The organism is Hymenobacter glacialis, assembly GCF_001816165.1.
Taxonomy (GTDB): domain Bacteria; phylum Bacteroidota; class Bacteroidia; order Cytophagales; family Hymenobacteraceae; genus Hymenobacter; species Hymenobacter glacialis.
In genome coordinates this window covers 47862-71964 of the sequence record NZ_MDZC01000133.1, presented here as the reverse complement: position 1 = coordinate 71964, position 24103 = coordinate 47862, and the positions used below count along the sequence as shown (strand labels likewise).

Genomic DNA, 24103 nt, shown 5'->3' with positions numbered 1-24103 from the left:
ATGCTGAGCGCAGTCAAGCATCTTTACCTGGTAAGTAATCCTAATGACTGGAATTACTATTGCGGTAGAGATGCTTCGACTGCGCTCAGCATGACGTTCTTTTTGAGTTCTTCCAAACTCGTTATATGCTGATTACAGGAAGTACTTCATCCGAATAACCTCTTGCTCACTCAGGAAGCGCCACTTGCCGCGGGGCAGGTCCTTTTTGGTGAGGCCAGCGTATTGCACGCGGTCCAAGGCCACCACTTCGTAGCCGAGGTGCTCAAAAATGCGGCGCACAATGCGGTTGCGGCCAATGTGGATTTCGATGCCCACAAAGTGCGGGTTGCCAGCCACTACGGCTACATCGTCTACCACGGCTTTGCCGTCTTCCAGCTCGATGCCTTGAGCAATCTGGCGCAGGTCCTCTTCGGCCAGGGGCTGGCTCAATTCAACCTGGTAGATTTTCTTGTTTTTGTGCGAAGGGTGCGAGAGCTTCTGGGCTACTTCGCCGTCGTTGGTGAAGAGCAGCAGGCCCGTGGTGTTGCGGTCGAGCCGGCCCACGGGGAAAATCCGCTCTTTCGAAGCGCTGGCTACCAGCTCCATTACCGTGCGGCGGCCTTCGGGGTCCTCTGTGGTCGTGATGAAGTCCTTGGGCTTATTCAATAGCACATACACCGACTTCTCGCGGTTGAGGTTGGTCTTGCCGTACTGCACGGTATCTTCGGGCTGCACTTTGTAGCCCATCTCCGTCACCACTTCGCCGTTTACTTTGATTTCGCCGGCGGCAATCAGCGTATCGGCTTCGCGGCGCGAGCAGATGCCGGCGTTGGCGATGTAGCGGTTCAGGCGCAGCTCGTCGGTACCAAAATCCTCTTCCTCCTCGCGGCGGCGCTTGTTGCCGCGGGTTTTGTCGTTTTCGTAGTGCTTCAGGTTTTTGTAGTCGGGTGCCTCGCCGGGGCGCTCGCCAAAGCGGGGCTTGTCGGCGCGGTTTTCCTGCACGGCCGGGCGGGCGGCGCGGGGCTTGTCTGGGGTACTGCCGTAGCCGGTACCCGAGCGGCGCACGCTGCGCTCCTGGGCCTTTAGGGCCTCGCGGCGCTCGGCAAAGCTGCCAGGCGCGGGCGTCCATTTCTCGGTGCTGCGCTTCTCGTAGGTGCCGGGGCGTTCGCTGGTGCTGCGGCTGGCGCCGAAGGTGGTGTTCTCACGCTTGCCAAAAGCGCCGGGCGTAAACTTCCGGCCAAACGCGGCTTCGTCGCCGCGGCGGTCAGCATCGCTGCCACCGGCAAAATCGCCGCGTGGGCCACGCTCCTCGCGGGGCTGCGGCGGGTCGGCCTGAAACGGACGAGCCGACCGGATGGGCCGGTTCGGGCCGCGCTCCTCGCTGCGCTGGAAATCTTCCGGCTCGCGGGGCGTGCTTCGGCCAAAGCTGCCGCTGTTGCGGGGGGCGCTGGTTTCGGCCTGCTCGTTGGGGTTTTGCTTCTCAAACTTGCGGTTGCGCTCGCCGGGCATGCCCCGGGGCACGGCCTTCTCGCCTTCGCGGCGGTAGGGCTGGCCGTTCCAGTTTTCTTTGGCCTGATACGGACGGATGGGGCGGGCGTCTGGCGCAGCCGGGCCGCGCTGCTCACCACGGTCGTTGCCGTAGCTGCCACGCTCGCCGCGGTCGTTGCCGCGCTCGGGGCGTTCGGCGGTACGGCCGTAGCTGGTACCGGTGCGCTGCTCCTTGCCCAGGCGCGGGCGCTCGGGGCGGTCGCCGCCGGGGCGGAAACCGCCGGACTCGCGCTGGCCATATTCTTTGTTGCCGCCGAAGCTCTTACTGCCAAAGCTTTTGTTGCCGCCAAAGCCGCTGCCGCCTTCGCGGTTGCTATCGCCATAGCTGCTGCCGTAGGGGCGCTTCTCGCCGTCGCCGGAGTTGCTGCGGCCGCCACCGAAGGCACCGTTAGCGGGGCGACCAAAGGCGCCATTGGTAGCCGGACGGCCGTTGCCGGGACGGGCTGCGGAGTAGCCGCCACGCTCGCCGCCACGCTCGCGGTCGCCGCCGCGACCAGCTGGTCCGCCGGGGCCCGAACGCTCGTTTTTATTGCTGAAGCCTCCGGGGCCACCTGCATTGCGGCCGCCGCGACGGTCCGACTTATCGTCTGAAAAATGTTTCTTGCCCATGGCTTGAAGAATTGCTTGCCGTATCGCTACGGTATGATGAAAAACGTGGTTGTCAGAGTTGTGTTCTCGTCTACTGACCGGATAAAGCCCGTAGTAGCGGAAATGATTCACTTAAGATAAAAGCAAAAGCCCGAACCTGCCAGCCGGCCGCCGCAGCGCCGGCCCACAGATTCGGGCCTCGGGCCTTCGCGAAGACTAGTCGCGACGCGCCATTTTGGCTTCGATGGAGTGCTGGGTGTGGGGCACAGCGCGCAGGCGCTCCTTCGGAATGAGCTTGCCCGTGCCAATGCACACGCCATAGGTGCCGTTTTTGATGCGAACCTGGGCGTTTTCGAGCTGCTGAATGAACTTCATCTGGCGCGAGGCCAACTGGTTCATGCTTTCCTTCTCGGCGGTATCGGCGCCGTCCTCCAGCACTTTGGCCGAAGATGCAGTGGTGTCGGTACCGGAATCGTTGCTGCGGGTCAGGGTCTCCTTGATGAACGCCAACTCCTTGCGGGCCGCCGTCAGTTTATCTTGAATAATCTGGTCGAACTCGCTCAGGTCTTCCCGGGAATAGCGAATGTTGTCTTCGTTCATCGAAAGAGTAAAAAGGAATTATGGAATTGAATAAGGAAGTGCTCTTGGGCAATGGAGCGGCAACACCGCTGCCTGCTAAATGGTTTGGCAGCGTTTACTAGTGCCTGCTGCCTCAATTTAAAGCTTTTGCATGCTTCATTTTGCGGGTGCAAAGTTAGGGATTCAGGGCCGCTTTTCCGTCGGATGCTAAAAACCTAACATTTGGATGGCTGCTACGGCGGCTTCCACGCCCTTATTGCCATGCTTGCCACCGGCGCGGTCCCAGGCCTGCTCCAGGGTATTGGTGGTCACGAGCCCAAAAATGACGGGTTTGTTGAACTTCAGCCCTACCTGGGTAATGCCCTGGGCCACGGCGTGGCAGATGTAGTCGTCGTGCTTGGTTTCGCCCTGAATGACCACGCCCAGGCAAATCACGGCGTCCATTTCGTCGTGCTGCGCCAGGAACTGGGCGCCCAGCGTGAGCTCGAAGCTGCCGGGCACGGTGTTGCGGTAGATGTTGTCGGCCGTGGCGCCGTGCTTGAGCAGGGTGTCATAGGCGCCGGCGCTCAGCACGTCGGTTATCTCGCGGTTCCAGTCGGCCACCACCAGCCCGAAGCGCTTCTCGCTGATGTCGATGAAAGTGGAAGCGTCGTAGTCGCTGAGGTTTTGGAGGGAAGTAGCCATAGGGTGGGGTTAAAAGCAGTCATCCTGAGCGCAGCGGCGGACCTTGGCACGATGGAACGGGTTGCGTTCGGGTGCGGCAAGGTCCTTCGCTGCGCTCAGGATGACAAGTAGGGGTACGGGTTGGTTATTTGGCGCCTTCCAGCTTGGCCTTGAACTGGCGGGCTTCCACCACTTCCTGGGCCGTCGGGAATTCGTTGATGATGCGGTCGTAGGCTTTAATGGCGCCTTCGTTGTCGTTGGCCAGCTCGCGGGCCGTGCCTTCCTTCAGCAGGTAGCCGGGCGAGAAGTACTCGTTGGCGTTGTGGTCGGCGGCTTTGGCGTAGAGGTCGGCGGCTTCCTTGGATTTGTTCATCTCCAATTGGGCGTCGCCCATCAGGGCGTAGGCGCGGCTCTGCACCAGGTAGTCGTCGGAGCTGAAGTCTTCGAGGTAATCGAGGGCCTCTTTGAACTTGCCCTGCTTCAGCGAGGCTACGCCGGCATAGAAGTTGGCAAGGTTGCCGGCTTTGGTGCTGCCGTACTCGTTGGCCACGGTGGTCAGGCCGGGGGCCTTGCCGTCGCCCTTAATGGCTTTGCTCAGCGAGTCGGCTTCCCAGTTGTTTACGGCGCGGAACATGCTGGCCTGCGCTTTCTCGTTCTGGGTATTGCGCCAGTAGTAAAAGCCGAAAGCGCCCACCACTGCCAGCACCACCACCGCCAAAATGACCAGCAGCACGTTGCCGTTGTTGCGCACGAAATCTTCTGACTCCACCAAGCGGGCAGCCAAAGCGTCCGGGTCTTCTAGCAGCGGGTTTTCCGGTGCTAGGTTTTCGGCGGGCGCCAGCGGGTCGGCCGAGACGTTCTGAACGGGTTGCCCCTGGCGGGCCTGCTGGCTTTTGCCAGTAAATGGAATCTTCGACATAGTGGAGAAGCGGCTGGCTATTAGCTGTCAGCTGCTAGCTTTTGATGGGGGAAATCAGGATTATCGTCGTTTGCAAAAGCTCCTGCCTGCGGGCTGGTAGCTATAGGCTATTCCAACTTAGTCGTGGATGTAAGGGTAGTCCTCCTGCACGTACACGTCCTTGTACAATTCGTCGGGCGTGGGATAGGGCGAGTTTTCGGCAAACTCCACCGACTCGGCCACCTGGGCTTTGATTTTTTCGTCGATGGCTTCCAGGTCGGCCTCGGTGGCAAACTTGTTGGTGAGGATGGTGTGGCGCACGCCTTCAATGGCGTCGCGGTGCCGGTAGTCTTCCAGCTCCTCTTTGGTGCGGTACTTGGCGGGGTCGCTCATGGAGTGGCCCTTGTAGCGGTAGGTCTTGAACTCGAGCAGCGTAGGGCCTTCGCCGGCACGAGCGCGCTCGGCGGCGCGGACCACGGCTTCGTGCACGTCTTCCACGCGCATGCCGTTCACCGGCTCCGATGGCATGTCGTAGCTCAAGCCAATCTTGTAGAGGTCGTGCACGTTGGAGGTGCGCTGCACCGACGTGCCCATGGCGTAGCCGTTGTTCTCAATCACGAAGATGACGGGCAGCTTCCACAGCATGGCCATGTTGAAGGCCTCGTGCAGGGCGCCCTGGCGCACGGCGCCGTCGCCCATGGAGCAGATGCAGAGCTTGCCGGTCTTGTTGTACTTCTCGGCAAAGGCAATGCCCGCGCCCATGGGCACCTGGGCACCCACGATGCCGTGGCCGCCCATAAACCCAACCTCTTTGTCGAACATGTGCATCGAGCCCCCCTTGCCTTTGGAGCAGCCGGTGGCTTTGGCAAACAGCTCGGCCATGATGGCATTGGGCGAGGTGCCCAGCGCCAGCGGGTGGGCGTGGTCGCGGTAAGCGGTAATGTACTTGTCGCCTTTTTCCAACGCCGATACCTGCCCCGCTACGCAAGCCTCCTGGCCAATGTAGAGGTGGCAGAAACCTTTAATCTTCTGCTGGCCGTAGAGCTGGCCGGCCTTGTCCTCAAACTTGCGCATGAGCTGCATCTGCTCGTACCACTGCAGGTAGGTTTCCTTGGGGAAGGAAGTACCCGCCTTGGCCTGCTTCGACAAATCGGTGCCGGACGCGGCCATCTCGGGTGCGTCGGTGCCAGGCATCAGGGGGTCGGGCTGACCGCCGGTAGTGGCCGCTTTGGTCTTGGCTTTGCCCTTGGGCGCAGGTGCTGCGCTCTTGGTTGCCGTCGATTTCTTAGAAGCAGCTTTTACTTTCGTATCTGCCATAGCTCGTTAAAGGAAAATAATATTTCGCGTTGGGAGGGCGAAATTACGTAAAAGTGCTGGCAATACCGAACCTTATGACCCTTGACTCCCTGCAGCTGCTTTTTTTTAAAAATTACGACGACGCAGCGCTTCGTTTATCCCCCGGCCTGAACTGCTTCATCGGCGACAACGGCAGCGGAAAAACCAATTTGCTGGACGCCATCCACTATTTGTCGCTGACTAAGAGCGCAATAACTGCATCGGATGCCTTATGCATCAAGCAAGGTGCTGATTTCTTTGTAGTTAAGGGAAATTTCTCTTCAGGTTCCGATTCCGACCCGGAAACTATTCAGGTGAGCTTGCGCCTGGGTCAGAAAAAGACGCTGACCCATAACAAGCAGCCGTATGAGCGCATGGCCGACCACATTGGAAAGTACCCCGCCGTGCTCATCTCGCCCTACGACACCGACCTGATTCGGCAGGGGAGCGAGGACCGCCGCAAGTATTTTGATAGTTTAATGGCGCAGCTCGACCATGAGTTTCTGGAGTTGCTCATCTCCTATAATGCCTTGCTCCGCCAGCGCAACGCCGTACTTAAGCAGGGCGACCGCCCCAGCCACGGATTTGACCGCGACTACTTACTGGCGCTTGATGAGCAGCTGGCTCCCATCGGCACACAGCTGACTGTTTTGCGAGAAGCCTTCCTGGCTGGATACGTCCCCATCTTCCAGCGCCACTACCAGCAGTTGGCCGATGGGCGCGAAACCGTTACCCTAACCTATAAGAGCCAGCTCCTGGGGGCTAACTTTGTTGAACTCCTGCGAAGTAATGAGCGCCGCGACTTCGCTCTGCAACGCAGCACTACTGGTTCTCACCGCGACGATTTCGTGTTCTTAATGGATGAGCAACCGGTGAAAAGCCACGCCTCGCAGGGCCAGCAAAAGTCTTTTGCTATTGCTCTCAAGCTGGCTCAGTTTGAGATGCTCGCGGCCACCCAACACCACAAGCCCCTGCTGCTGCTCGACGATATTTTTGACCGCCTTGATGACAAGCGCATCGCCCGACTACTGGAATTGGTAGCCGATGAAACCTTCGGCCAGGTATTCCTCACTGACACCAACCTGGAACGAACCGACCAGGCCCTGGCACGGGTAAGCATCCCCATCCTCCGATTCCGAGTGCAGGATGGGGCAGTGGCACCTGTTTAGCCATCTCGCAGCGCTACCTTTACAGCACCAAAAGCAGAACGTTACGCTCGCTCCTTTTGGCTTGTCTGCATGGTAAAAAAGTCTCCTTCCCGCTCCGGTGATATTTCCCTCAAGGAGGGACTTGAGGCATTGGTTCGAACCTACCGTCTCCAAGGGAAGCTTAACGAGGTAACGGTAGTATCGAGTTGGGAGCGGGTAATGGGGAAGGCCGTTGCTCTAAAGACCAAAGAGGTCTATGTTAATCAGGGCCGGCTTTTTGTCCGCCTCACTTCCGCGCCTCTCAAGCACGAGCTGCTCATGGCCAAGACCCGAGTCGCTGAACTCATCAACGCCGAGGTCGGTGAAACAGTGATTAAGGAAGTTATTTTCCTGTAGGCTGCATAGCCCTCTCCCGTCTGCCCTATTCCATGGATGGGCCCAGGTCTTCTTGCGCCGTTGGGACTGCTCTTCGCCTCACCTATTCCAATATTACAAGTTTTTTAGCAGGCTTATACGGCTGTCATTTTGGGCCTGCGAATGACTTTGTCATTACCCTCAATTTTGGTTTCAGGCCGAACTTCCCAGAGGTGACAGGGCGCTTGGTTGACTCAACATAACAGGCCCCGCACCAAGAGCAACAGCATACTTCTGCAATATCCGAAACCCCTCCCCTCCGGCTACTTTGTTTAGCGCCCAATTTCTTTCGTTAGGCACGTGGCCTGGCTTGCAAACGGAGTAGACTCCCCTTTGTTCAGCGCCAGTCATCCCACAGGATTGATAACTATCGCAGCATCTTTTGTTCGTTGGGACAGGACTTCGCTTCGGCTAATAATGCCGCCCAAACCAAACACTTTAAGGGGGGGGGATGTAATACATCCAACGGCCCCTACGCCTCTTGGAGGTCTTGCTCGACAAGCCCTTTAAAGGCGACTCTTCGGCACATCCTTGAGCATGGGCGAATAGGCAAAATCGCCTCTTAAAACTAAACAATAGCCCTTTTAGGGTTAAAACGCTAGCCAAGCCATGAACAAAAATGTTTCACGTGGAACATTTTTGTTACTTAGGTCCATACACTTTTAGCAGAAGTTCATTGTATGCCTCTAAAAGGGCTATATACTTAGTCTGGAGCACTAAAAGCTGCTTAGATGGGTCGGATTCGAGGTTTTGGACTTGTGTTACACGAGGTGTAACACTGTTTGTAACAACCGATTTAATGGCAGGCGTTACAAAAGGAAGTGACGATTGTTGAACAACTGTAAAGTCGTTGGAAAAGTCGTGATTAATAATATCACCTATTCTTTTTACGAAGTTGTAATCAATTGTTTCTTCTTTGAATTTACGATAAATGGTTGGACGTGTAATACCCAACTCCTCTACGATACGCGTAATGGAAATACCGCTGTTTTTGATAGCCTCCTGCAGGATTTCCCCTTGATGTGTCATAATAAACGCGGTGTGTAACGCTTATGCAAATATGTACACTATGCACGAATTAAACAAATATGTTTCTGTTTTTAAAATGCATTGTTATTACATTACAGCATAACATGTAACACATAAAACGTAAATGTGTACAAATATTACGTATCACCAAAGTGTTACAAAATTATCTTGTAACACATTATGAGCTTTGCGTTACAATAACAAAAAGGCCTGCTGAAGTCAGCAGGCCAAGATTAGGCGGCACATATAACTATTTGTACCACGCAGGAAATTCTGTTTACTAAGCAGAAAGCAATGAGAGCAACCGGTCAGGGTAATCGGTTGTCATGCCGTCCACACCCAGGGCTAACAGGCGTTGCATATCGGTGGGGTTGTTTACAGTCCAAGGCACCAGGCGGAGGCTGGGAAATTCACTTCGCAAAGCATCAACCGCGGCGGGTGTGATGGTGGTTGCATCGGGGCCAAAAGTGCTGGGAAGGAATTCAAGCTGGTGCAGGCTTGAGGCCCACGGCAGTTGGTCTTCGAGTAAGAAGCAAGTGGCTAGATCGGGCCGTAGGCGGTGGGCCAGTTCCAGGATGCGCGCATCAAAACACAGCAGCGTGGTGCGCTCCGAGACCTCGGCTGCGGTCAGCTCGGCCACCACCAAGTCGAAAAATTCGGCGGGCGCTGGGTGGAACACGTTGTCTCCCGCTGGGGTGCATTTTATTTCTACCGAGTAGCTGACTGGCGGCCGGCCGAGGCTGGCTGTGGCGCTTCTCAGGATAGAGAACACCTCGCTTAACAGGGGCTTATAAGCAGGTTGAGAAGCCTGCTCCGGGAAGCTAGGATGACGAAGCTGTCCGCAGTCGCAACGCCGGATGGTGGCGTAGGGCACCTGGTATAGGTTGTAATTCCGGCCATCTGCCAATGAAATGGATTCACCAGCGGGGCCGAGGCAAATGAGCGGGTTGAGCCAGGGTTCGTGGGATACGACAACTTGTTTATCAGCCGAGATGACGACGTCTAATTCGATGACATCAACGCCTAGTGTCAGGGCGTGCAGGAAGGCAGGCAGGGTGTTTTCGGGGCGCAGGCCGCGACAGCCGCGGTGGCCGTGCACTTCCGGGCGCAAAGGCGCAGGGAGGCTATTAGAGGGGGAGAGCATGGCACAAGGATAAGAATTCAAAAGTCAACAGGTAAACCATGCTCTTACGTCAGGCCTTAGCACAATGCTCCTTGCTATACGACAGCAACGCTGAAACCCGGGGTTTGGGGTAATTTCGTGGTTCAACCTTATTGCTTAGGTACCCATGAAAAAACTACTGTTGCTTGTATTGCTGATAGCCCTGGGGGCCGGAGGATACTATTACTACCAGAGCTTGAAGAACGGGCCGGAAGGAGCGTTGGTGATGGCCGCAGCGGCGGTGCAGTCGCACGACATGGCCGCGTTTGAGAAGTACGTGGACGTGAGCAGCGTGACCAGTCACCTGGTGGACGACGTGGCCCAACAGGGCTCAGCGCTGGCGTCGCTGGTACCAGGCGGCGGGCTGATGATGGGCGGGGCATTGCGGATGCTGAAGCCGGCTCTGGCCAAAGCGGCCCACAAAGAAGTGGAACGCTACGTGGAGACAGGTTCGCTGCAGGCGGCAGCAGATGCAGCGCCGAAACACGTTGTGAACGTCTCGCTGACCGGGCTGGCCAGCCGCGTGGTGAGCGCCGACAGCCAGTTCAAAGGCATCAAGTACAGCCGCGAGGAAGGCGACAATGCTTACGTGGGCCTGGAGGTATCGCAGCCCAAGTACGACACCACCATGGTGGTAGAAGTGAAGCTGCGCCGTTTGGGCGACCATTGGCAGATGACCCAGATTACGAACAGCGGCGAGCTGCTACGCGGTGTAGCGCGACTCGAAAAAAAGCGACTGCTCAACCAATAGAAAAAGGCTGCCGATACCTGGGCTGCGCGCCAGCCCATCTACTTAAACCCAGCAAAAAGCCCCGACCAGATGACTGGTTGGGGCTTTTTGCTGTTGCTGTTTTGAGCGGTTACTTCCGGCCTGAAAACAGGAAGTAGATAATGGAACCGCCAAAGGGAAAGAACCAGATAATGGCACCCCAGATAAGCTTTTTGGTGAGGCTCCAGTCCTGCTTGAGCAAGCTAACCAGGGCCGCAATGGCCATGATGACGTAGAGCACGCCAAAGATGGAAAGGCTACCGTTGTCATTGCGACCATCACAGGAAGTGAACAGCAGCATCAAAGGCATCAGGAGAGCCGCGAGCGGCAAACGGGAGGTGAAGTGACGAAGGGATTTCATGGTGTAAAGGTCAGATGAAAGAAACAACTTGCCCTCAAATACGCAGAGCCCCAAAAATAGATATAATAAAGCGAATTCAGCTATACAACCTATTGATTATGAGAGTTTTGCCTGAATAAAGAGGCTTATCTGGCTAACGAACTCCGGGGCGGCAGCAGGCATGAGGGCCAGCAGCAGCACCACGCCGAAGAGCGCACCGTAGAAGTGGGCGTCGTGGTTGATGTTGTCGCCCCGACGGCGGCCCATGTACCAGGAATAGGCCAGGTAAAGGAAGCCGAAGACAAAGGGCTGAATGGGAATCGGGATGGGGAAGATGATAATGCCGCCCCCGTTGTTGTTCACCGGAAACAGCAGGATGCTGGCAAACAGCACCGACGACACCCCGCCCGACGCGCCGAGGCTGCGGTAGCCGGGGTCGTTGCGGTGACGGAAGTAAGTGGGCAAATCGGAGAGGATGATGCCGCCCAGGTACAGCAGCAGAAACAGCCCCAGACCCGCCCCTTCGCCATAGCCTGCCACCAGCGTGCGGAGCACCACCGGGCCGAAGGAATAGAAGGCAAACATGTTGAAAAGCAAGTGGGCCCAGTCGGCGTGCAGGAAGCCGGAAGTGAGCAAGCGGTACCACTGGCCGTCGGAGCGGGCCATGCGGTAAGGCTCCAGTATCCAGGAGTTCATCAGCTCGTCCTTCGACCAGGCGTAGACGGAGATGGCGACCGTGAGGCCGATGAGAATGATAATAGGGTCGAGCACAGTAAAAGGGGGTGTAGTTGTCAGTGTTAGTCGTCGGTTGTTAGTGCTCAGCAGAGGCAGTCATAAGCATCCTGACAGCCGGCAACTAACAACGGGCAACTAATTAGCTTTCGCGGTCCATGAGCTGCAGCGTCAGCTGGTGCAGGGGCTGTTTGCGCTCCTGCGGGGCCGCTACGCGCTCCAGGTGCTGCAGGGCATCCTGGAAGTAGTCGTTGATGAGCGCCTCCGTCTGCGGGCGAATTTCGAGCTCGTCGTAGATGGCGCGCACGGCGGCTACTTTGGCGTCGGCATCGGTCACGGGCTGGGCAATAAGCTGGCGCAGGATGGCCTGCTGCGACTCGTTGGCCTGGGCCTGAGCGGTGAGCAGCAGGAAGGTCTTTTTGTTGGCCACGATGTCGCCGCCCACGCGCTTGCCGAAGGTGGCGGCGTCGCCGTACACATCCAGCAGGTCGTCGCGCAGCTGGAAGGCCAGGCCGATGTCGGTGCCGAACTGGCGCAGGTGCTCGGCATCTTCCTCGGTGGCGCCGGCCAGGCGGGCGCCCAGCTCCAGGCAGAAGCCTAGCAGGACGGCCGTTTTTAGGCGAATCATGTCCAGGTATTGGGCAATGCTCACCTGGGCTTCGGTCTCAAAATTCATGTCCCACTGCTGGCCTTCGCAGACCTCGGCCGCCGTCTGGCCGAAGCGGGCGAGGATGCGCGGCAACAGCGTCGGCTCTACCTCAAGGAATAGCTCATAGGCCCGCACCAGCATCACATCGCCGGAGAGAATGGCCACGTTGGGGTTCCACTTTTCGTGCACCGTGGCCTGGCCGCGGCGCAGGGGCGCCTGGTCCATCAGGTCGTCGTGCAGCAGGGTGAAGTTATGGAAGACCTCGGTGGCCAAGGCTGGCTTGATGATGCCGCCAAGCTCGTCGGTGAAGAGGTGGGCACCGAGCAGCGTGAGCAGCGGCCGGATGCGCTTGCCGCCCAGACCCATGATGTAGCGGATGGGCGCATAGAGGGTGTCAGGAGCCTGGCCGTAGTCGAGTTGAGCGAGGGCGGCGGTGATGTTAGCGGGGAAGTCGGCTGGGGTCATAGGTAGTGCAAAGAACGGCAGGCGGCGCTGCCGGTTTCAACGGCGCGGCCGGGGAACCTCACCCCCGGCCCCTCTCCAAAAGAGAGGGGAGCCACGGCGGCGCTTGTGGAATAACCGTCCAGCCTGGAACTGTTCTATAAGCCCTCGTATTTCTCCTCCACATTTGCCAAAGCTTCACAGTCGCAATAGCCGCCGTAGTCGCCTAGCCACTGCTTGATGGGCTCAAATGCGAGGTTGCGGCTGGCAGCGAATTGCTGGGTGAAGCGCAGTGTATCGTCGCAATCATGCTCTTCCAGTTGCTGGTCGAGGTAATCGAAGAATTCTTGCAGCTTCTCTTTTGGCATCGGCAGCGCCGCAAGTCTCTCCGCATCGGCCTTTTTCATTAGCTCGTTTTGGATAGCCTTCCGGCGCCCCTTTTCTTCCTGAGATGGCATAACTCAAAGGTGAATGGGCTCGGGATAAAGCTACACAAAAAGCCCCGGCTCTGGATTGAGACGGGGCTTAAGATGTCATTCGAAAATCATCAGGCTCCCCTCTCTTTTGGAGAGGGGCCGGGGGTGAGGTTAAGTGCTGGATTCAGAAGCTACCGCCGCTTCCCCTTAAAACCGCCGCCGCCCTTGCTGCCACCCTTGCCGCCGCCGCTGTGGTCGCGGTAGCCGCGGGGCTCGCTGCTGCGCTGCTTGCGCTCGTCGGCTTCGCGCTTTTTCACGTGGTCGGGGCGGTCGTCTACCAGTTCGAAGTCGATGGTGCGGTCGAGCAGGTTGGCTGATTTAACGACTACCATCATCTCGTCGCCGAACTGGATGATGCGCTTGTTGCTCCGGCCCACGATGCGGTAGTTGTCTTTGTCGAGCTCGTAGGTGTCGCCGGGAATGTCGCTGATGCGGACCATGCCTTCGCACTTGTTCTCCTCGATTTCGATGTACATGCCGCGCTCCGTGAGGCCCGACACGACGCCTTTGAACGTGTTGCCGATTTCATCGGCCATGAACTCCACCTGCTTGAACTTGATGCTGGCGCGCTCGGCGTTGGCGGCTAGTTTTTCGCGGGCCGAGGAATGCTTGCACTCTTCCTCCACGGGGTCGACGGGCACGTTCTTGCCGCCCAGCAGGTAGTGTTCCAGCAGGCGGTGGGCCATCATGTCGGGGTAGCGGCGGATGGGCGACGTGAAGTGCGAGTAGTGGTCGAAAGCCAGGCCGAAGTGGCCGAGGGGCTCGGTGCTATAAATGGCCTTGGCCATGGTCCGGATGGCCAGGCCCTGGAGCACGTTCTGCTCGGGCTTGCCCATCACCTCCGAACTAAGGTTGTTGAGCTCGGTGCTGATTTTCTTCGGGTTTTCGAGCTTCAGCTTGTAGCCAAACTTCTGGGCGAAGAGGGCAAAAGTCTGGAGGCGTTCGGGCTCGGGCGCGTCGTGGGTGCGGTACACCATGGTGAAGCGCGGCTTGGTCTTTTTGAGGTTGAACACGAACTCGGCCACCTTGCGGTTGGCGAGCAGCATAAACTCCTCAATCATCTTGTGCGCGTCCTTGCGCTCCTTCACGTACACGCCGAGGGGCTTGCCGGCTTCGTCCAGGCGGAACTTCACCTCCTGGGTTTCGAAGGTGATGGCTCCCTGCTTGAAGCGTTGGGCGCAGATTTTGTGCGCCATGTCGTTCATCACGTTGATGTGCTCGGCGTGGTCGCCGGCCTTACTCTCGATGCGCTCCTGCGCCTCCTCGTAGCTGAAGCGGCGGTCGGAGTGAATGATGGTTTTGCCAAACCACGACTCGTAGAGCTTGCCGTCTTCGTCCAGCTCAAACACGGCCGAGAAGGTCAGCTTGTCTTCGTGGGGCCGCAGCGAGCATAGGCCGTTGCTCAGGCGCTCGGGCAGCATTGGAATCACGCGGTCTACGAGGTACACCGACGTGGCGCGGTGCTTTCCCTCGCGCTCCAGCTCGGTGCCGGGGCGCACGTAGTGGGTCACGTCGGCGATGTGCACGCCAATTTCCCAGTGGCCGTTTTCCAGCTTCTCAATGCTCAGGGCATCGTCAAAGTCCTTGGCGTCGGCCGGGTCGATGGTGAAGGTGGTGACGTTGCGGAAGTCGCGGCGGCGGGCAATTTCATCTTCCGAAATCACTTCGCTGATGCCTTCCGACTCAGTCTGCACTTCCTCAGGGAATTCAAACGGCAAGCCAAACTCGGCCATGATGGCGTTAATCTCGGCTTCGTTGCCGCCGGCCTGCCCGAAGTTGCGAATGACCTCGCCCACCGGCTGGCGGCCGCTGTCCTCCGGAAACTCGTTGATGCGCACCAGCACCTTGTCGCCGTTGCGCGACTCGTGTAGCAAGTGCGGCGGCACAAACACATCGAAATACACCTTGCGGTTGTCGGCTTTCACAAAGCCCAGCGTGCCCTGAATCTGGATGCGGCCCACTACCTCGGGGCGCACGCGCTTGAGCACTTCCACCACGTCGCCCATGGGACGGCCGTCGCGGGAGCCGCTGCGCAGCCGCACCCGCACCACGTCGCCCTGCAGGGCGAACTTGAGCTGGTCGGTAAACACGCGAATGTCGTCGCCGCCATCCACGCCCTCGGGCACCACAAAGGCAAAGTTGGGCGTAGCCAAATCCACGGTGCCGATGACCGTGTTAGACGGCGCGCGCTCGGGGCGGTCGTCGCCGTCCACGTAATCGAAGCCGGCCGCGCGGCGGCGGTGCACAATGGGGTCCTGGCCAAACTGGGCCTGCACCGAACGGTTGCGGGGTGGCTCCACTGGCGGGTTGGCTTTTTTGGTCGGTTTACGGGCCTTAGAAGGCACGGGGGCCGCCGCCACAGCTTCGGTATCAGCCAGCCGGTATTCGTCGTTCTGCAGCAGGGTAATAAGGCCTTGCTTGCGCAGCGTCTTGATGTGGGCGAAGATTTCCTCGCGCTGGCCCTTGGTCGTGACACCGAGGCGGCGCGAGAGCTGCCGGTAGGCGAGGACCTTGGTAGGGTTTTCGGTAAAGGCGCTCAGCACTTGTTCCTGGCTGATGGCGGTGGGTTCGGGCTTTTCGCGCTTGGCGCGGGGAGCCTTGGGGTTTTCGGGGGTATTCATGTAAAAAAAGCGGCCGCCGAAAGGTTGATTGGTCGCAGGCGGCGAGAGCGGAAAAATGAGGTTGGCGGCGGGGCCGCGCCACGTAGTGAAACGCGAGCCGGGCCGGGAGGTTATTTATTTGAAATGTGGCTGTATTCAGCTTCCCTTTCTCCGTCATGCTGAACGGAGCGTAGCATCTCTACCGTGCAAGTAATTAAATCGGCAGCAACGAAGCCGTAAAGCTGCTTCGGCTACGCTCAGCATGACGAGCTGCTGGCCCCGCCAGACGTTAGGCCCGACTGGCCACGGCGGCTTCGATGTCGGCCAGGCTGTCTTTGGGAATAGCGGCCAGCAAGCCCTGGGTGTATTCGTGCTGCGGCGCGGCGTAGATGGCCGCTGCCGGGCCGCTCTCCACGATGCGACCCTGGTGCATGACCAGCAGCCGGTCGCTCATAAACCGGGCCACCGACAGGTCGTGGGTGATGAACAGATAGGTGATGCCGAACTCGCGTTTGAGGTCGTTGAGCAGGTTCAGGACCTGCGCCTGCACCGAGACGTCGAGGGCCGAAACCGACTCGTCGCAGACAATCAGCTTGGGCTGCAATGCCAGCGCCCGGGCAATGCAGATGCGCTGCCGCTGCCCGCCGCTGAACTCGTGCGGGTAGCGCTGGAAGTGCTCCTCGCGCAGCCCCACGGTGCGCAGCAGCTCCAATACTTTTGCTTTTTGCTGCTGGCGGGTGCCGCCCACGTTATGCACGCGCATCGGCTCCCAGATAGCTTCGCCCACGGTCAGCATCGGGTTGAGGGCAGCGTAGGGGTCCTGAAACACCAGCTGCAAATCGCGCCGACGGTGGCGCAATTCCCCGCTTGACAGCTTCGCCAAATCGGTTCCTTCAAACAGGATGCTGCCCGCCGTTGGTTCCGTGAGGCGGAGCAGCGCCCGGCCGAGGGTGGTTTTGCCACAGCCCGACTCCCCTACCAGCCCAATGGTTTCACCGGGGTACAGCGTGAAGCTGACATCGTCCACGGCCCGCACGTAATCGGTGGCTCGGTGGAAGAAGCCCTTGCGGAGCGGGAAGTAGACCTGGAGGTTTTTTACCTCCAGCAAAGGCGCGGCCAAAACCTCACCCCCTGACCCCCTCTCCAAAAAAGAGGGGGCACCGGAAATGCTCTTGGATATTTCAATTGAAGATTCATCCTCACGAACCGGTGCCCCCTCTTTTTTGGAGAGGGGGTCAGGGGGTGAGGTGAACGCCTGCGCGGAACCGCCCACCCGTGGAACATCCCCCAAAACGCCATGTTCCACGGGGAACGTTTTGGTGGTTTCAGTTTTATCGGCTAACTGCTGGGCTTCCACTTCGGGCGAAGATTCCGCAAGTGCCTCATCTGGAAGCGAAACAACGGGCTCGGGCTGGGCCAGCAACTGCCCGCTGGCGTCTTCCCGCATGAAATCAGCCACCACGGGGAGGCGTTTTTTGCCCACCGAGAGGCGCGGACGGCACGCCAACAGGCCTTTTGTGTACGGATGTTGCGGATTTGAAAAAATATCCAGCACCCTCCCCTGCTCCACCACCTTGCCCCGGTACATCACCAGAATGCGGTCGGCGATTTCGGCCACCACGCCGAGGTCGTGGGTGATGAAGAGGACGGCGGTGTTGCGCTGGCGGCGCAGGTCGTCGATGAGGCGCAGCATCTGGGCCTGCACCGTCACGTCGAGGGCCGTGGTGGGCTCGTCGGCGATGAGCAGGGCCGGGCGGCAGGCCATGGCCATGGCAATCATCACGCGCTGCTTCTGGCCGCCCGAGATTTCGTGCGGGTAGCTGCCGAAGATGCTTTCGGGGCGCGGCAGTTGCGCCTCGCTGAACAGTTCGATGGTGCGGGCCTTGGCGGCGGCCGGGCTGAGGTCGGTATGGAGGTGCAGGGCTTCCACCACCTGGCTGCCGCAGGTGTACACGGGGTTCAGCGAGGTCATCGGCTCCTGGAAAATCATGCCGATGTCGTTGCCGCGCACCTGGCGCAGGTCGGTTTCGGAGAGTTTCAGCAGGTCGGTTTCGCCCAGCTTTTCGGATTGGAAGAGGGCCTGGCCGCTGGCAATGCGGCCGGGCGGCATTGGAATGAGCCCCAGCAGCGCCAGCGACGTCACGGACTTGCCCGAGCCCGACTCGCCCACAATGGCCAGCGTTTCGCCCCGGTGCAGCTCAAACGACACGTTGTCGACGGCCCGAACGTCGCCGCGGTGGCTGGAGAAGTCGATGGTGAGGTTGGAAACGGTGAGCAGCGGGTTGGGCACGGAGGGAATTATGGGCAGATTTGGGGGTGGTTTTGGATACGCAAGAACGTCATGCAGCGCATAGCGAGGCGCTATTATCTGAGATAAAGCGTGCTGAGCAGTATTGATTTTACTTTAAATGGTATTCGTTTAAAATCCTACTTACTTTGGCGGGGAACAACTTTTTAAAAAAGAAGCCATTGCATTATGAATAGCAATAAAATAATTATTTGTTTATCAGCCTTCTTAGTAGCCTGTTCTACCAATCGCAAGCCAGTCGATGATAACAGTCAACATGTAAAGCTTCTCTGGCGAAACCCCAAACTCAACTGGATAACCTCTTCGCTGCTTCTTAAGGATAGTCTGCTCTATTTTGGCAGCTTTAATAACGTGTTCTCCGCGGCGAATATAGCCAATGGCAAAATCAAGCTAACTTTTAAAACGGGTGATAACCCTTACTATCCGCCCATTATTTCCGGAAACAGAATTTACTTCTCCAGCTTTGATTTAAATGTGTACTGCCTAGACTCCTCAGGCAATCTGGTTTGGAAGCGGAAGACGGCTGGCCGCGTTAAGAATGCCTTACTCGAGCGAGACAGCATTCTCTATATTCCAGTTCGTGCTGATGGCTTATGGGCAATAAAGGCAAGCAATGGCGAGACCGTTTGGCACTTGCCGCAACCCGCAGTAAGCTTATCAACTAACCAGCCGCTATTACGAGCAAATAAGCTTTATGTAGGTATGTGGGGACTATCGGACAGCTTATTGGCAGTAGATAACAAGACAGGTAAGATAGATTGGGCTACTAGTTATCCAGACTATGCTAGTTCGGACCCTGTTGCCTCTCCCGATGGGCTGGTGGTATGCAATGATAAATATTACAAGGGCGGGAAGGTTAAACTACTCAACTATACTAACGGCAGAGAGATTTGGAGTACGGTTTTGAAGTGCGAGGCTCTGTTCCAACCACTCGTGCAAGCAAGTCAGGTTATCGTTGCTACTTATGATGAACAAGTAGTTTGCCTAAGTACTGGTACGGGACAAATTTTGTGGACTACCAAATTACAACCTAAGGAAGAGGTATCGACGCAATTTTGTCGCTTCCAGCAAGGCGTCTACTTTGGCACTACGGCTCGCAATCTGTACTGCCTAGATAGCCAGACAGGAAAGCTTCTTTTCAAAGAATCTTTTAACTACGGTATAGCGGACCCACTCGTGGCAAACAACACGCTATATATTCCTACTGGGGGCAACGAATTATGGTGTTTGAAATAATAGCTCTGACTTCGCCCAACTGAAGCGCTGCTCCTCCCCTACTACGCCAGCTTCTCAGCGTCTGGAGCGACTAAGGGCGCGCTTTCCTGGTGCGGGGCGGCTACTGGCTGCGATTCGTTGAAAAAGCGGCTCTGGTTGAGCAGAATCAGCGCTACGCCGATGAAGATGGAGGAATCGGCGATGTTGAAGATGGGGAAACCGCTGCTGTAGCTGCCGCCGATAAGGGGCCATGATTCGGGGAAATACCCCACGTACAGCGGCACGAAAATCATGTCGATGACCTGGCCGTAGAACCAGCGCGTGGGCGACCCTACAGGGGCGTTATCGTAGATAATTCCGTAGAAAACCGAGTCGATGAGGTTGCCGAGCGCGCCGCCCAGAATCAGGGCCATGCAGGCGATGTATCCTGCTGCCACGCGCTGGCGGCACAGGTGAATGATGTAGTACACCAACCCCACCACGGCCACGCTGCGGAAGGCGGTCAGAATCAGTTTGCCGTAGGGGGCGGGCAGTTGCGCACCGAAAGCCATACCGGGATTCAAAATGTAATTCAGCTTGACAAACTCTCCTAAAAGCGGGATTTCGCCGGCCGAACCGGGCTCCATGTAGGTATGCACAGCCCACTTCGAGAGCTGGTCGATGGCGATGATAAACAGGGCCAGCAGGAAGAACTTGACGGCGGAATGTGGACGGATGGTCAGGGCTGGGTGCATTGCAAGCGGGATGGGGCTGCAAAGAACGGTAGGAAGTGTCGCCCCCCGCGTCAACCTCACCCCCTGACCCCCTCTCCAAAAAAGAGGGGGCACCGGAAATGCTTTTGCGAGTTTTAAAACATAAAAAGAGCCCGACGCAATGCGCTGGGCTCTTTCTCTTTGTCACTCTTGGTCCGAACCGGTGCCCCCTCTTTTTTGGAGAGGGGGTCAGGGGGTGAGGTGAACGCGTGTGCAGCTACCCCAGATTCTCCGAATCCGGAGCTACCAGTGGCTCGCGGTGGGCAACCACCGGCTCGTCCTGCTTGAAAAAACGGTTCTGATTAAGCAGAATAAAAGCTACCCCAACAAAAATGGAGGCATCAGCAACATTAAATATAGGCCAGAGCGACACATACTTACCTCCCAGCAACGGCCAGTTTTGGGGCAGAAACCCTTCGTAAATGTCCACGTAGAGCATATCAATCACTTGGCCGTAGAACCAGCGCGTGGGCGAGGCAAAAGGGGCATTATCGTAGACGATGCCGTAGAAAATCGAGTCAATCAGGTTGCCCACGGCCCCGCCCAGAATTAGGGCCATGCAGGCGATGTAGCCGCCCGAAGCGCGCTGCTTGCAGAGGCGGATGATGTAGTAGCTCAGGCCAAAGACGGCCACCAAGCGAAAAGCCGTGAGCACCAGCTTGCCATAGGGCGCCGGTAGCTCGGCCCCGAAGGCCATGCCCGGATTAAGCGTGTAATGCAGCTTGAACCAGTTACCGAAAACGGGGATTTCGCCCGCCATACCGGGCTGCATGTAGGTGTGCACGGCCCACTTCGAGAGTTGGTCGATGACGATGATGAGCAGGGCCAGCAGGAAGAATTTAGCGGCGGATTGCTGGCGATTGGAGAGAGTTGGGTGCATTCAGGCGGTGCCAAAAGTAGCGGGAGCAACGGACTGTGTTATTACCATCTTTTTATACCTTTTATAACTGACTGTCTGTGGTTTTAGACCACCAAAGACGAGCTTATTGAGTGTTTGTGCGACCGAGGACTCGCTGGGAATTTTCACCCCCAGCGAGTCGTTCAGCATCAGGCAGTTGCGACCTCCAACAGAACCGGCACCGAGTATTCGTCGAATTCAAGCACCGAGCCACCATTCACGTCGGCGGCGAAGGTGAGGGCGAGGGCCTGCGTTTCGGTGCGGATGTAGTCGCCGAAGGCGGCCACGGCGGCCGTTAGCTCAGGCTGCTGGTCGGCCAGCGTGACGCGGATTTTGTCCTGCACTTCCAGGCCCGAGTCTTTGCGTAGGTTCTGGAGGCGGTTCACCAGCTCGCGGGCGAGGCCTTCCTGGCGCAGCGCGTCGGTCAGGGTCACGTCGAGGGCCACGGTGAGGGGGCCATCGGTAGCCACGAGCCAGCCAGGCAGGTCGTCGGTGCGGATTTCCACGTCGTCGGGCGCCAGCGTGATGGGTTGGCCATCCACTTCCACGGCGAGGCTTCCCTCCTTCTCCAGCGTGGAGATTTCGGCGGCCGTCATGGCCTGAATGCGGGCACCCACGGCCTTCAGGCGCGGACCGTATTGCTGGCCGAGGCGCTTGAAATTGGGCTTCACCGATTTTACCAGCACGCCGCTTTCGCTCTCGTCATCGAGGAATTCGATGTGCTTCACGTTGATTTCGGCACAAATCAGGTCCTCCACGAGGCCGACTTGCTCCTTGGTCGTGTCGTTCAGCACTGGCACTAGGATGCGCTGGAGGGGCTGGCGCACCTTCAGCACCGACTTTTTGCGCAGCGAGTGGGCCAGCGAGCTGATGCGCTGGGCCAACTCCATCCGCTCCTCCAGCTTGAGGTCGATGAGGTTGGTTTCGGCTTCCACCAGCAGCGTCAAATGCACTGATTCCGGGGCCAGGGGCGTGTTTTTGGCCACGGCCTCGGCGCGCATGCCGTCGGTCATGTTCTTATACAGCCACTCGGCGAAGAAGGGCGCGATAGGCGACATCAGCTGGGCCACCACCACCAAGCATTGCTGCAGGGTTTCGAAGGCGGCCTGCTTGTCGGCGGTCATTTCGCCCTTCCAGAAGCGGCGGCGCGAGAGGCGCACGTACCAGTTCGAGAGCTGGTCGGTCACGAAATCCTGGATGGCGCGGGCGGCCTTCGTGGGGTCGTAATTATCGAGGTGACCGCGCGCTTCCACAATCAGCGACTGCAGCTTGCTGAGAATCCAGCGGTCAAGCTCGCTCAAATCGGCCAGCGGAATCCGGTCAAATTCGCGGGTCTGAAACTCATCCAAATTCGCGTAAAGCGCATAGAATGAGTACGTATTGAAGAGCGTGCCGAAGAAGCGGCGCTGCACTTCGGTCACGCCGGCGGGGTCAAACTTGAGGTTGTCCCACGGTGGTGCGTTGGCGATAAGGTACCAGCGGGTGGCATCGGGGCCGAACTGCTTGATGGTGGCAAACGGGTCCACGGCATTGCCGAGGCGCTTGCTCATCTTCTGGCCGTCTTTGGCCAGCACGAGGCCGTTGGCAATCACGTTTTTGAAGGCCACAGAGTCTTCCAGCATCACGGCCAGCGCGTGCAGCGTGAAGAACCAGCCGCGCGTCTGGTCTACGCCTTCGGCGATGAAATCGGCGGGGAAATTCTTGGCAAAAACGTCGGCGTTTTCAATTGGGTAGTGCCACTGCGCGTAGGGCACGGCCCCGGAATCAAACCACACGTCGATGAGGTCGGCCTCGCGGTACAGGGGCTGGCCGGTGGGGCTGACGAGGAAAATATCGTCGACGTAGGGGCGGTGCAGGTCTACTTTTTCGCCGTTGGCGTAGGGGTTGTGGGTCATGACTTCGGCCGCTACGGCCTTGTCAATCTCCGCCTTTAGCTGCGCGATGCTGCCGATGCAGATTTCCTCGGTGCGGTCCTGGCTGCGCCAGATGGGCAGCGGGGTGCCCCAGTAGCGCGAGCGGCTCAGGTTCCAGTCTACTAGGTTCTCCAGCCAGTTGCCGAAGCGGCCGGTGCCGGTGCTTTCGGGCTTCCAGTTGATGGTTTTGTTGAGCTCGATGAGCCGGTCCTTCACCGCCGTGGTCTTGATGAACCAGGAATCGAGCGGGTAGTAGAGCACGGGCTTGTCGGTGCGCCAGCAGTGCGGGTAGGTGTGCTCGTACTTCTCCACTTTGAAGGCCGTGCCGTCGCCCTTCATCTTGATTACGATGCTCTCGTCCAGCGTCTTGTAGTCTGCCCCGGTCTCGTCGTGGCCGTCGTAGTTTTTCACCCAGCGGCCCGCAAACTCGCCCATTTGGGGCACGTAGCGGCCCGTCCGGTCCACGATGGGGCCAAGCGTGCCTTCGGCATCCGGCACCATCAGCGCCGGGATATCCGCCAGCTGCGCGGCCCGGAAGTCATCGGCGCCAAACGTGGGCGAGATGTGCACGATGCCAGTGCCGTCCTCCGTGGTTACGAAGTCGCCATTGATGACGCGGAAAGCCCGCTCCTCTCCTTCAAACGGCGTGAAATCAAACAGGCGCTCGTACTTGATGTCGATGAGGTCAGCACCGGTGAATTCGCCTTCCACACTCCAAGTCAATGCTTTTTTATAGTTGCCTGAAAGGAAATCAGCAGGCATGATAAACTTGCCAACCTTTTCCTTTTCCAGAAAATATCGGCCCACAAGTGACTTAGCCAGTACTACATGAATTGGCTCAAAAGTATAGGGATTGAACGTGCTGATGAGTTGGTATTGAATGTTCTTACCCACTGCCAAGCCCGTGTTAGCGGGCAGCGTCCACGGCGTGGTCGTCCAGGCCAGGATGTACACGTTCGCATCAGCACCAGCAGCGGCAAAAAGCTTCTCAGCAGCTTCGCCATGCTTCACCTTGAACTGCGCCACAACGGTCGTGTCCTTCACGTCCTTGTAGGTGCCGGGCTGGTTCAGCTCGTGCGACGAGAGGCCGGTGCCGGCCGCCGGCGAATAGGGCTGGATGGTGTAGCCTTTGTAGAGCAAACCTTTGTCATAGAGCTTCTTGAGCAGCGCCCAGCAGCTCTCGATGTACTCCGGCTCGAAGGTCACGTAGGGGTCGTCGAGGTCGACCCAGTAGCCCATTTTCTCGGTCAGGTCGTCCCACTGCGCCTTGAAGCGCATCACGGTTTCCTTGCAACGCTGGTTGTAGTCGGCGATGCTGATTTTGTGGCCGATGTCCTCCTTCGTGATGCCCAGCTCCTTCTCCACCTGCAGCTCGATGGGCAGGCCGTGGGTATCCCAGCCGCCCTTGCGGGGCACCTGCTTGCCCAGCAGCGTCTGGTAGCGGCAGAAAATGTCCTTCACTGTGCGCGCCATCACGTGGTGGATGCCGGGTGCGCCGTTGGCGGAAGGCGGGCCTTCGTAAAACACGAACGTGGGCTGGCCTTCGCGGCTGCTTACGCTCTTTTCAAAAATGCCGTGCTCCTTCCACCAGGCGAGGATGTCCTCGCCGAGCTGGCCGTAGTTGAGCGGCTGCTTGTATTCGGGGTATTTCATGAATTGGGTTGTTA

20 protein-coding genes are annotated in these 24103 nt (G+C 58.2%); 4 read left to right on the top strand and 16 right to left on the bottom strand.

Features of this window, described 5'->3' with window-relative positions:
• Positions 1-132 precede the first annotated feature (132 nt).
• From BEN48_RS17500 to pdhA, 5 genes are all read right to left on the bottom strand, one after another.
• Positions 133-2136 (bottom strand): pseudouridine synthase, encoded by a 2004-nt coding sequence (locus BEN48_RS17500; RefSeq protein ID WP_070736490.1) that lies wholly within the window; start codon positions 2134-2136, stop codon positions 133-135.
• 195 nt (positions 2137-2331) lie between these two features.
• Entirely contained in the window at positions 2332-2715 is a 384-nt protein-coding gene (locus tag BEN48_RS17495) for a TraR/DksA family transcriptional regulator (RefSeq protein ID WP_070736489.1), read from the bottom strand.
• A 186-nt stretch (positions 2716-2901) separates the two neighbouring features.
• Positions 2902-3378 carry a 6,7-dimethyl-8-ribityllumazine synthase gene (gene ribH, locus BEN48_RS17490; protein ID WP_035559585.1) on the bottom strand — a complete coding sequence of 159 codons (477 nt, stop codon included), beginning with the start codon at positions 3376-3378 and terminating at the stop codon, positions 2902-2904.
• Positions 3379-3502: 124 nt separating this feature from the next.
• Positions 3503-4276 (bottom strand): tetratricopeptide repeat protein, encoded by a 774-nt coding sequence (locus tag BEN48_RS17485; RefSeq protein ID WP_125932713.1) that lies wholly within the window; start codon positions 4274-4276, stop codon positions 3503-3505.
• Positions 4277-4393: 117 nt separating this feature from the next.
• Positions 4394-5425: a pyruvate dehydrogenase (acetyl-transferring) E1 component subunit alpha gene (pdhA, locus tag BEN48_RS17480; RefSeq protein WP_094122981.1), complete on the bottom strand. Its 1032-nt coding sequence runs from the start codon at positions 5423-5425 to the stop codon at positions 4394-4396.
• Between the two features lie 221 nt (positions 5426-5646).
• Here pdhA and recF point away from each other — a divergent pair, with 221 nt between their 5' ends.
• Together recF and BEN48_RS17470 are read left to right on the top strand one after the other, a co-directional pair.
• Positions 5647-6759 carry a DNA replication/repair protein RecF gene (gene recF, locus BEN48_RS17475; protein WP_070736488.1) on the top strand — a complete coding sequence of 371 codons (1113 nt, stop codon included), beginning with the start codon at positions 5647-5649 and terminating at the stop codon, positions 6757-6759.
• Positions 6760-6828: 69 nt separating this feature from the next.
• Entirely contained in the window at positions 6829-7134 is a 306-nt protein-coding gene (locus BEN48_RS17470) for a DUF721 domain-containing protein (protein WP_070736487.1), read from the top strand.
• A 660-nt stretch (positions 7135-7794) separates the two neighbouring features.
• Here BEN48_RS17470 and BEN48_RS17465 read toward each other — a convergent pair.
• Positions 7795-8181 (bottom strand): helix-turn-helix domain-containing protein, encoded by a 387-nt coding sequence (locus tag BEN48_RS17465; protein ID WP_070736486.1) that lies wholly within the window; start codon positions 8179-8181, stop codon positions 7795-7797.
• A 280-nt stretch (positions 8182-8461) separates the two neighbouring features.
• Positions 8462-9325 (bottom strand): glycerophosphodiester phosphodiesterase family protein, encoded by an 864-nt coding sequence (locus tag BEN48_RS17460; protein ID WP_070736485.1) that lies wholly within the window; start codon positions 9323-9325, stop codon positions 8462-8464.
• Positions 9326-9470: 145 nt separating this feature from the next.
• Between BEN48_RS17460 and BEN48_RS17455 the strand changes: the two genes are divergently transcribed.
• On the top strand, positions 9471-10094 hold the full coding sequence (locus BEN48_RS17455) for a hypothetical protein (RefSeq protein WP_070736484.1): 624 nt from the start codon (positions 9471-9473) through the stop codon (positions 10092-10094).
• A 109-nt stretch (positions 10095-10203) separates the two neighbouring features.
• Here the strand turns inward: BEN48_RS17455 and BEN48_RS17450 are convergent, their stop codons facing one another.
• The 6 genes from BEN48_RS17450 to BEN48_RS17425 form a co-directional block, all read right to left on the bottom strand.
• Positions 10204-10473, bottom strand: coding sequence for a PLD nuclease N-terminal domain-containing protein (locus BEN48_RS17450; RefSeq protein WP_083321187.1), 270 nt, complete (start codon positions 10471-10473; stop codon positions 10204-10206).
• Between the two features lie 96 nt (positions 10474-10569).
• On the bottom strand, positions 10570-11223 hold the full coding sequence (locus BEN48_RS17445; protein ID WP_070736482.1) for a rhomboid family intramembrane serine protease: 654 nt from the start codon (positions 11221-11223) through the stop codon (positions 10570-10572).
• Between the two features lie 103 nt (positions 11224-11326).
• Positions 11327-12298: a polyprenyl synthetase family protein gene (locus BEN48_RS17440; protein WP_070736481.1), complete on the bottom strand. Its 972-nt coding sequence runs from the start codon at positions 12296-12298 to the stop codon at positions 11327-11329.
• A gap of 134 nt (positions 12299-12432) precedes the next feature.
• Entirely contained in the window at positions 12433-12681 is a 249-nt protein-coding gene (locus BEN48_RS17435) for a DUF2695 domain-containing protein (protein WP_083321200.1), read from the bottom strand.
• 200 nt (positions 12682-12881) lie between these two features.
• Complete coding sequence (gene rnr / locus BEN48_RS17430; protein ID WP_070736479.1) at positions 12882-15371, bottom strand: ribonuclease R; 2490 nt, start codon at positions 15369-15371, stop codon at positions 12882-12884.
• Between the two features lie 268 nt (positions 15372-15639).
• Positions 15640-17640 carry an ABC transporter ATP-binding protein gene (locus BEN48_RS17425; RefSeq protein ID WP_070736478.1) on the bottom strand — a complete coding sequence of 667 codons (2001 nt, stop codon included), beginning with the start codon at positions 17638-17640 and terminating at the stop codon, positions 15640-15642.
• Positions 17641-17826: 186 nt separating this feature from the next.
• Between BEN48_RS17425 and BEN48_RS18365 the strand changes: the two genes are divergently transcribed.
• On the top strand, positions 17827-18894 hold the full coding sequence (locus BEN48_RS18365) for an outer membrane protein assembly factor BamB family protein (protein ID WP_083321186.1): 1068 nt from the start codon (positions 17827-17829) through the stop codon (positions 18892-18894).
• Positions 18895-18935: 41 nt separating this feature from the next.
• Here the strand turns inward: BEN48_RS18365 and BEN48_RS17415 are convergent, their stop codons facing one another.
• From BEN48_RS17415 to ileS, 3 genes are all read right to left on the bottom strand, one after another.
• Entirely contained in the window at positions 18936-19607 is a 672-nt protein-coding gene (locus BEN48_RS17415) for a lipoprotein signal peptidase (protein ID WP_070736476.1), read from the bottom strand.
• Between the two features lie 235 nt (positions 19608-19842).
• Complete coding sequence (locus BEN48_RS17410; protein WP_070736475.1) at positions 19843-20505, bottom strand: lipoprotein signal peptidase; 663 nt, start codon at positions 20503-20505, stop codon at positions 19843-19845.
• Between the two features lie 167 nt (positions 20506-20672).
• Positions 20673-24089, bottom strand: a complete 3417-nt coding sequence (ileS, locus tag BEN48_RS17405; RefSeq protein ID WP_070736561.1) for an isoleucine--tRNA ligase — start codon at positions 24087-24089, stop codon at positions 20673-20675.
• Positions 24090-24103: the final 14 nt, after the last annotated feature.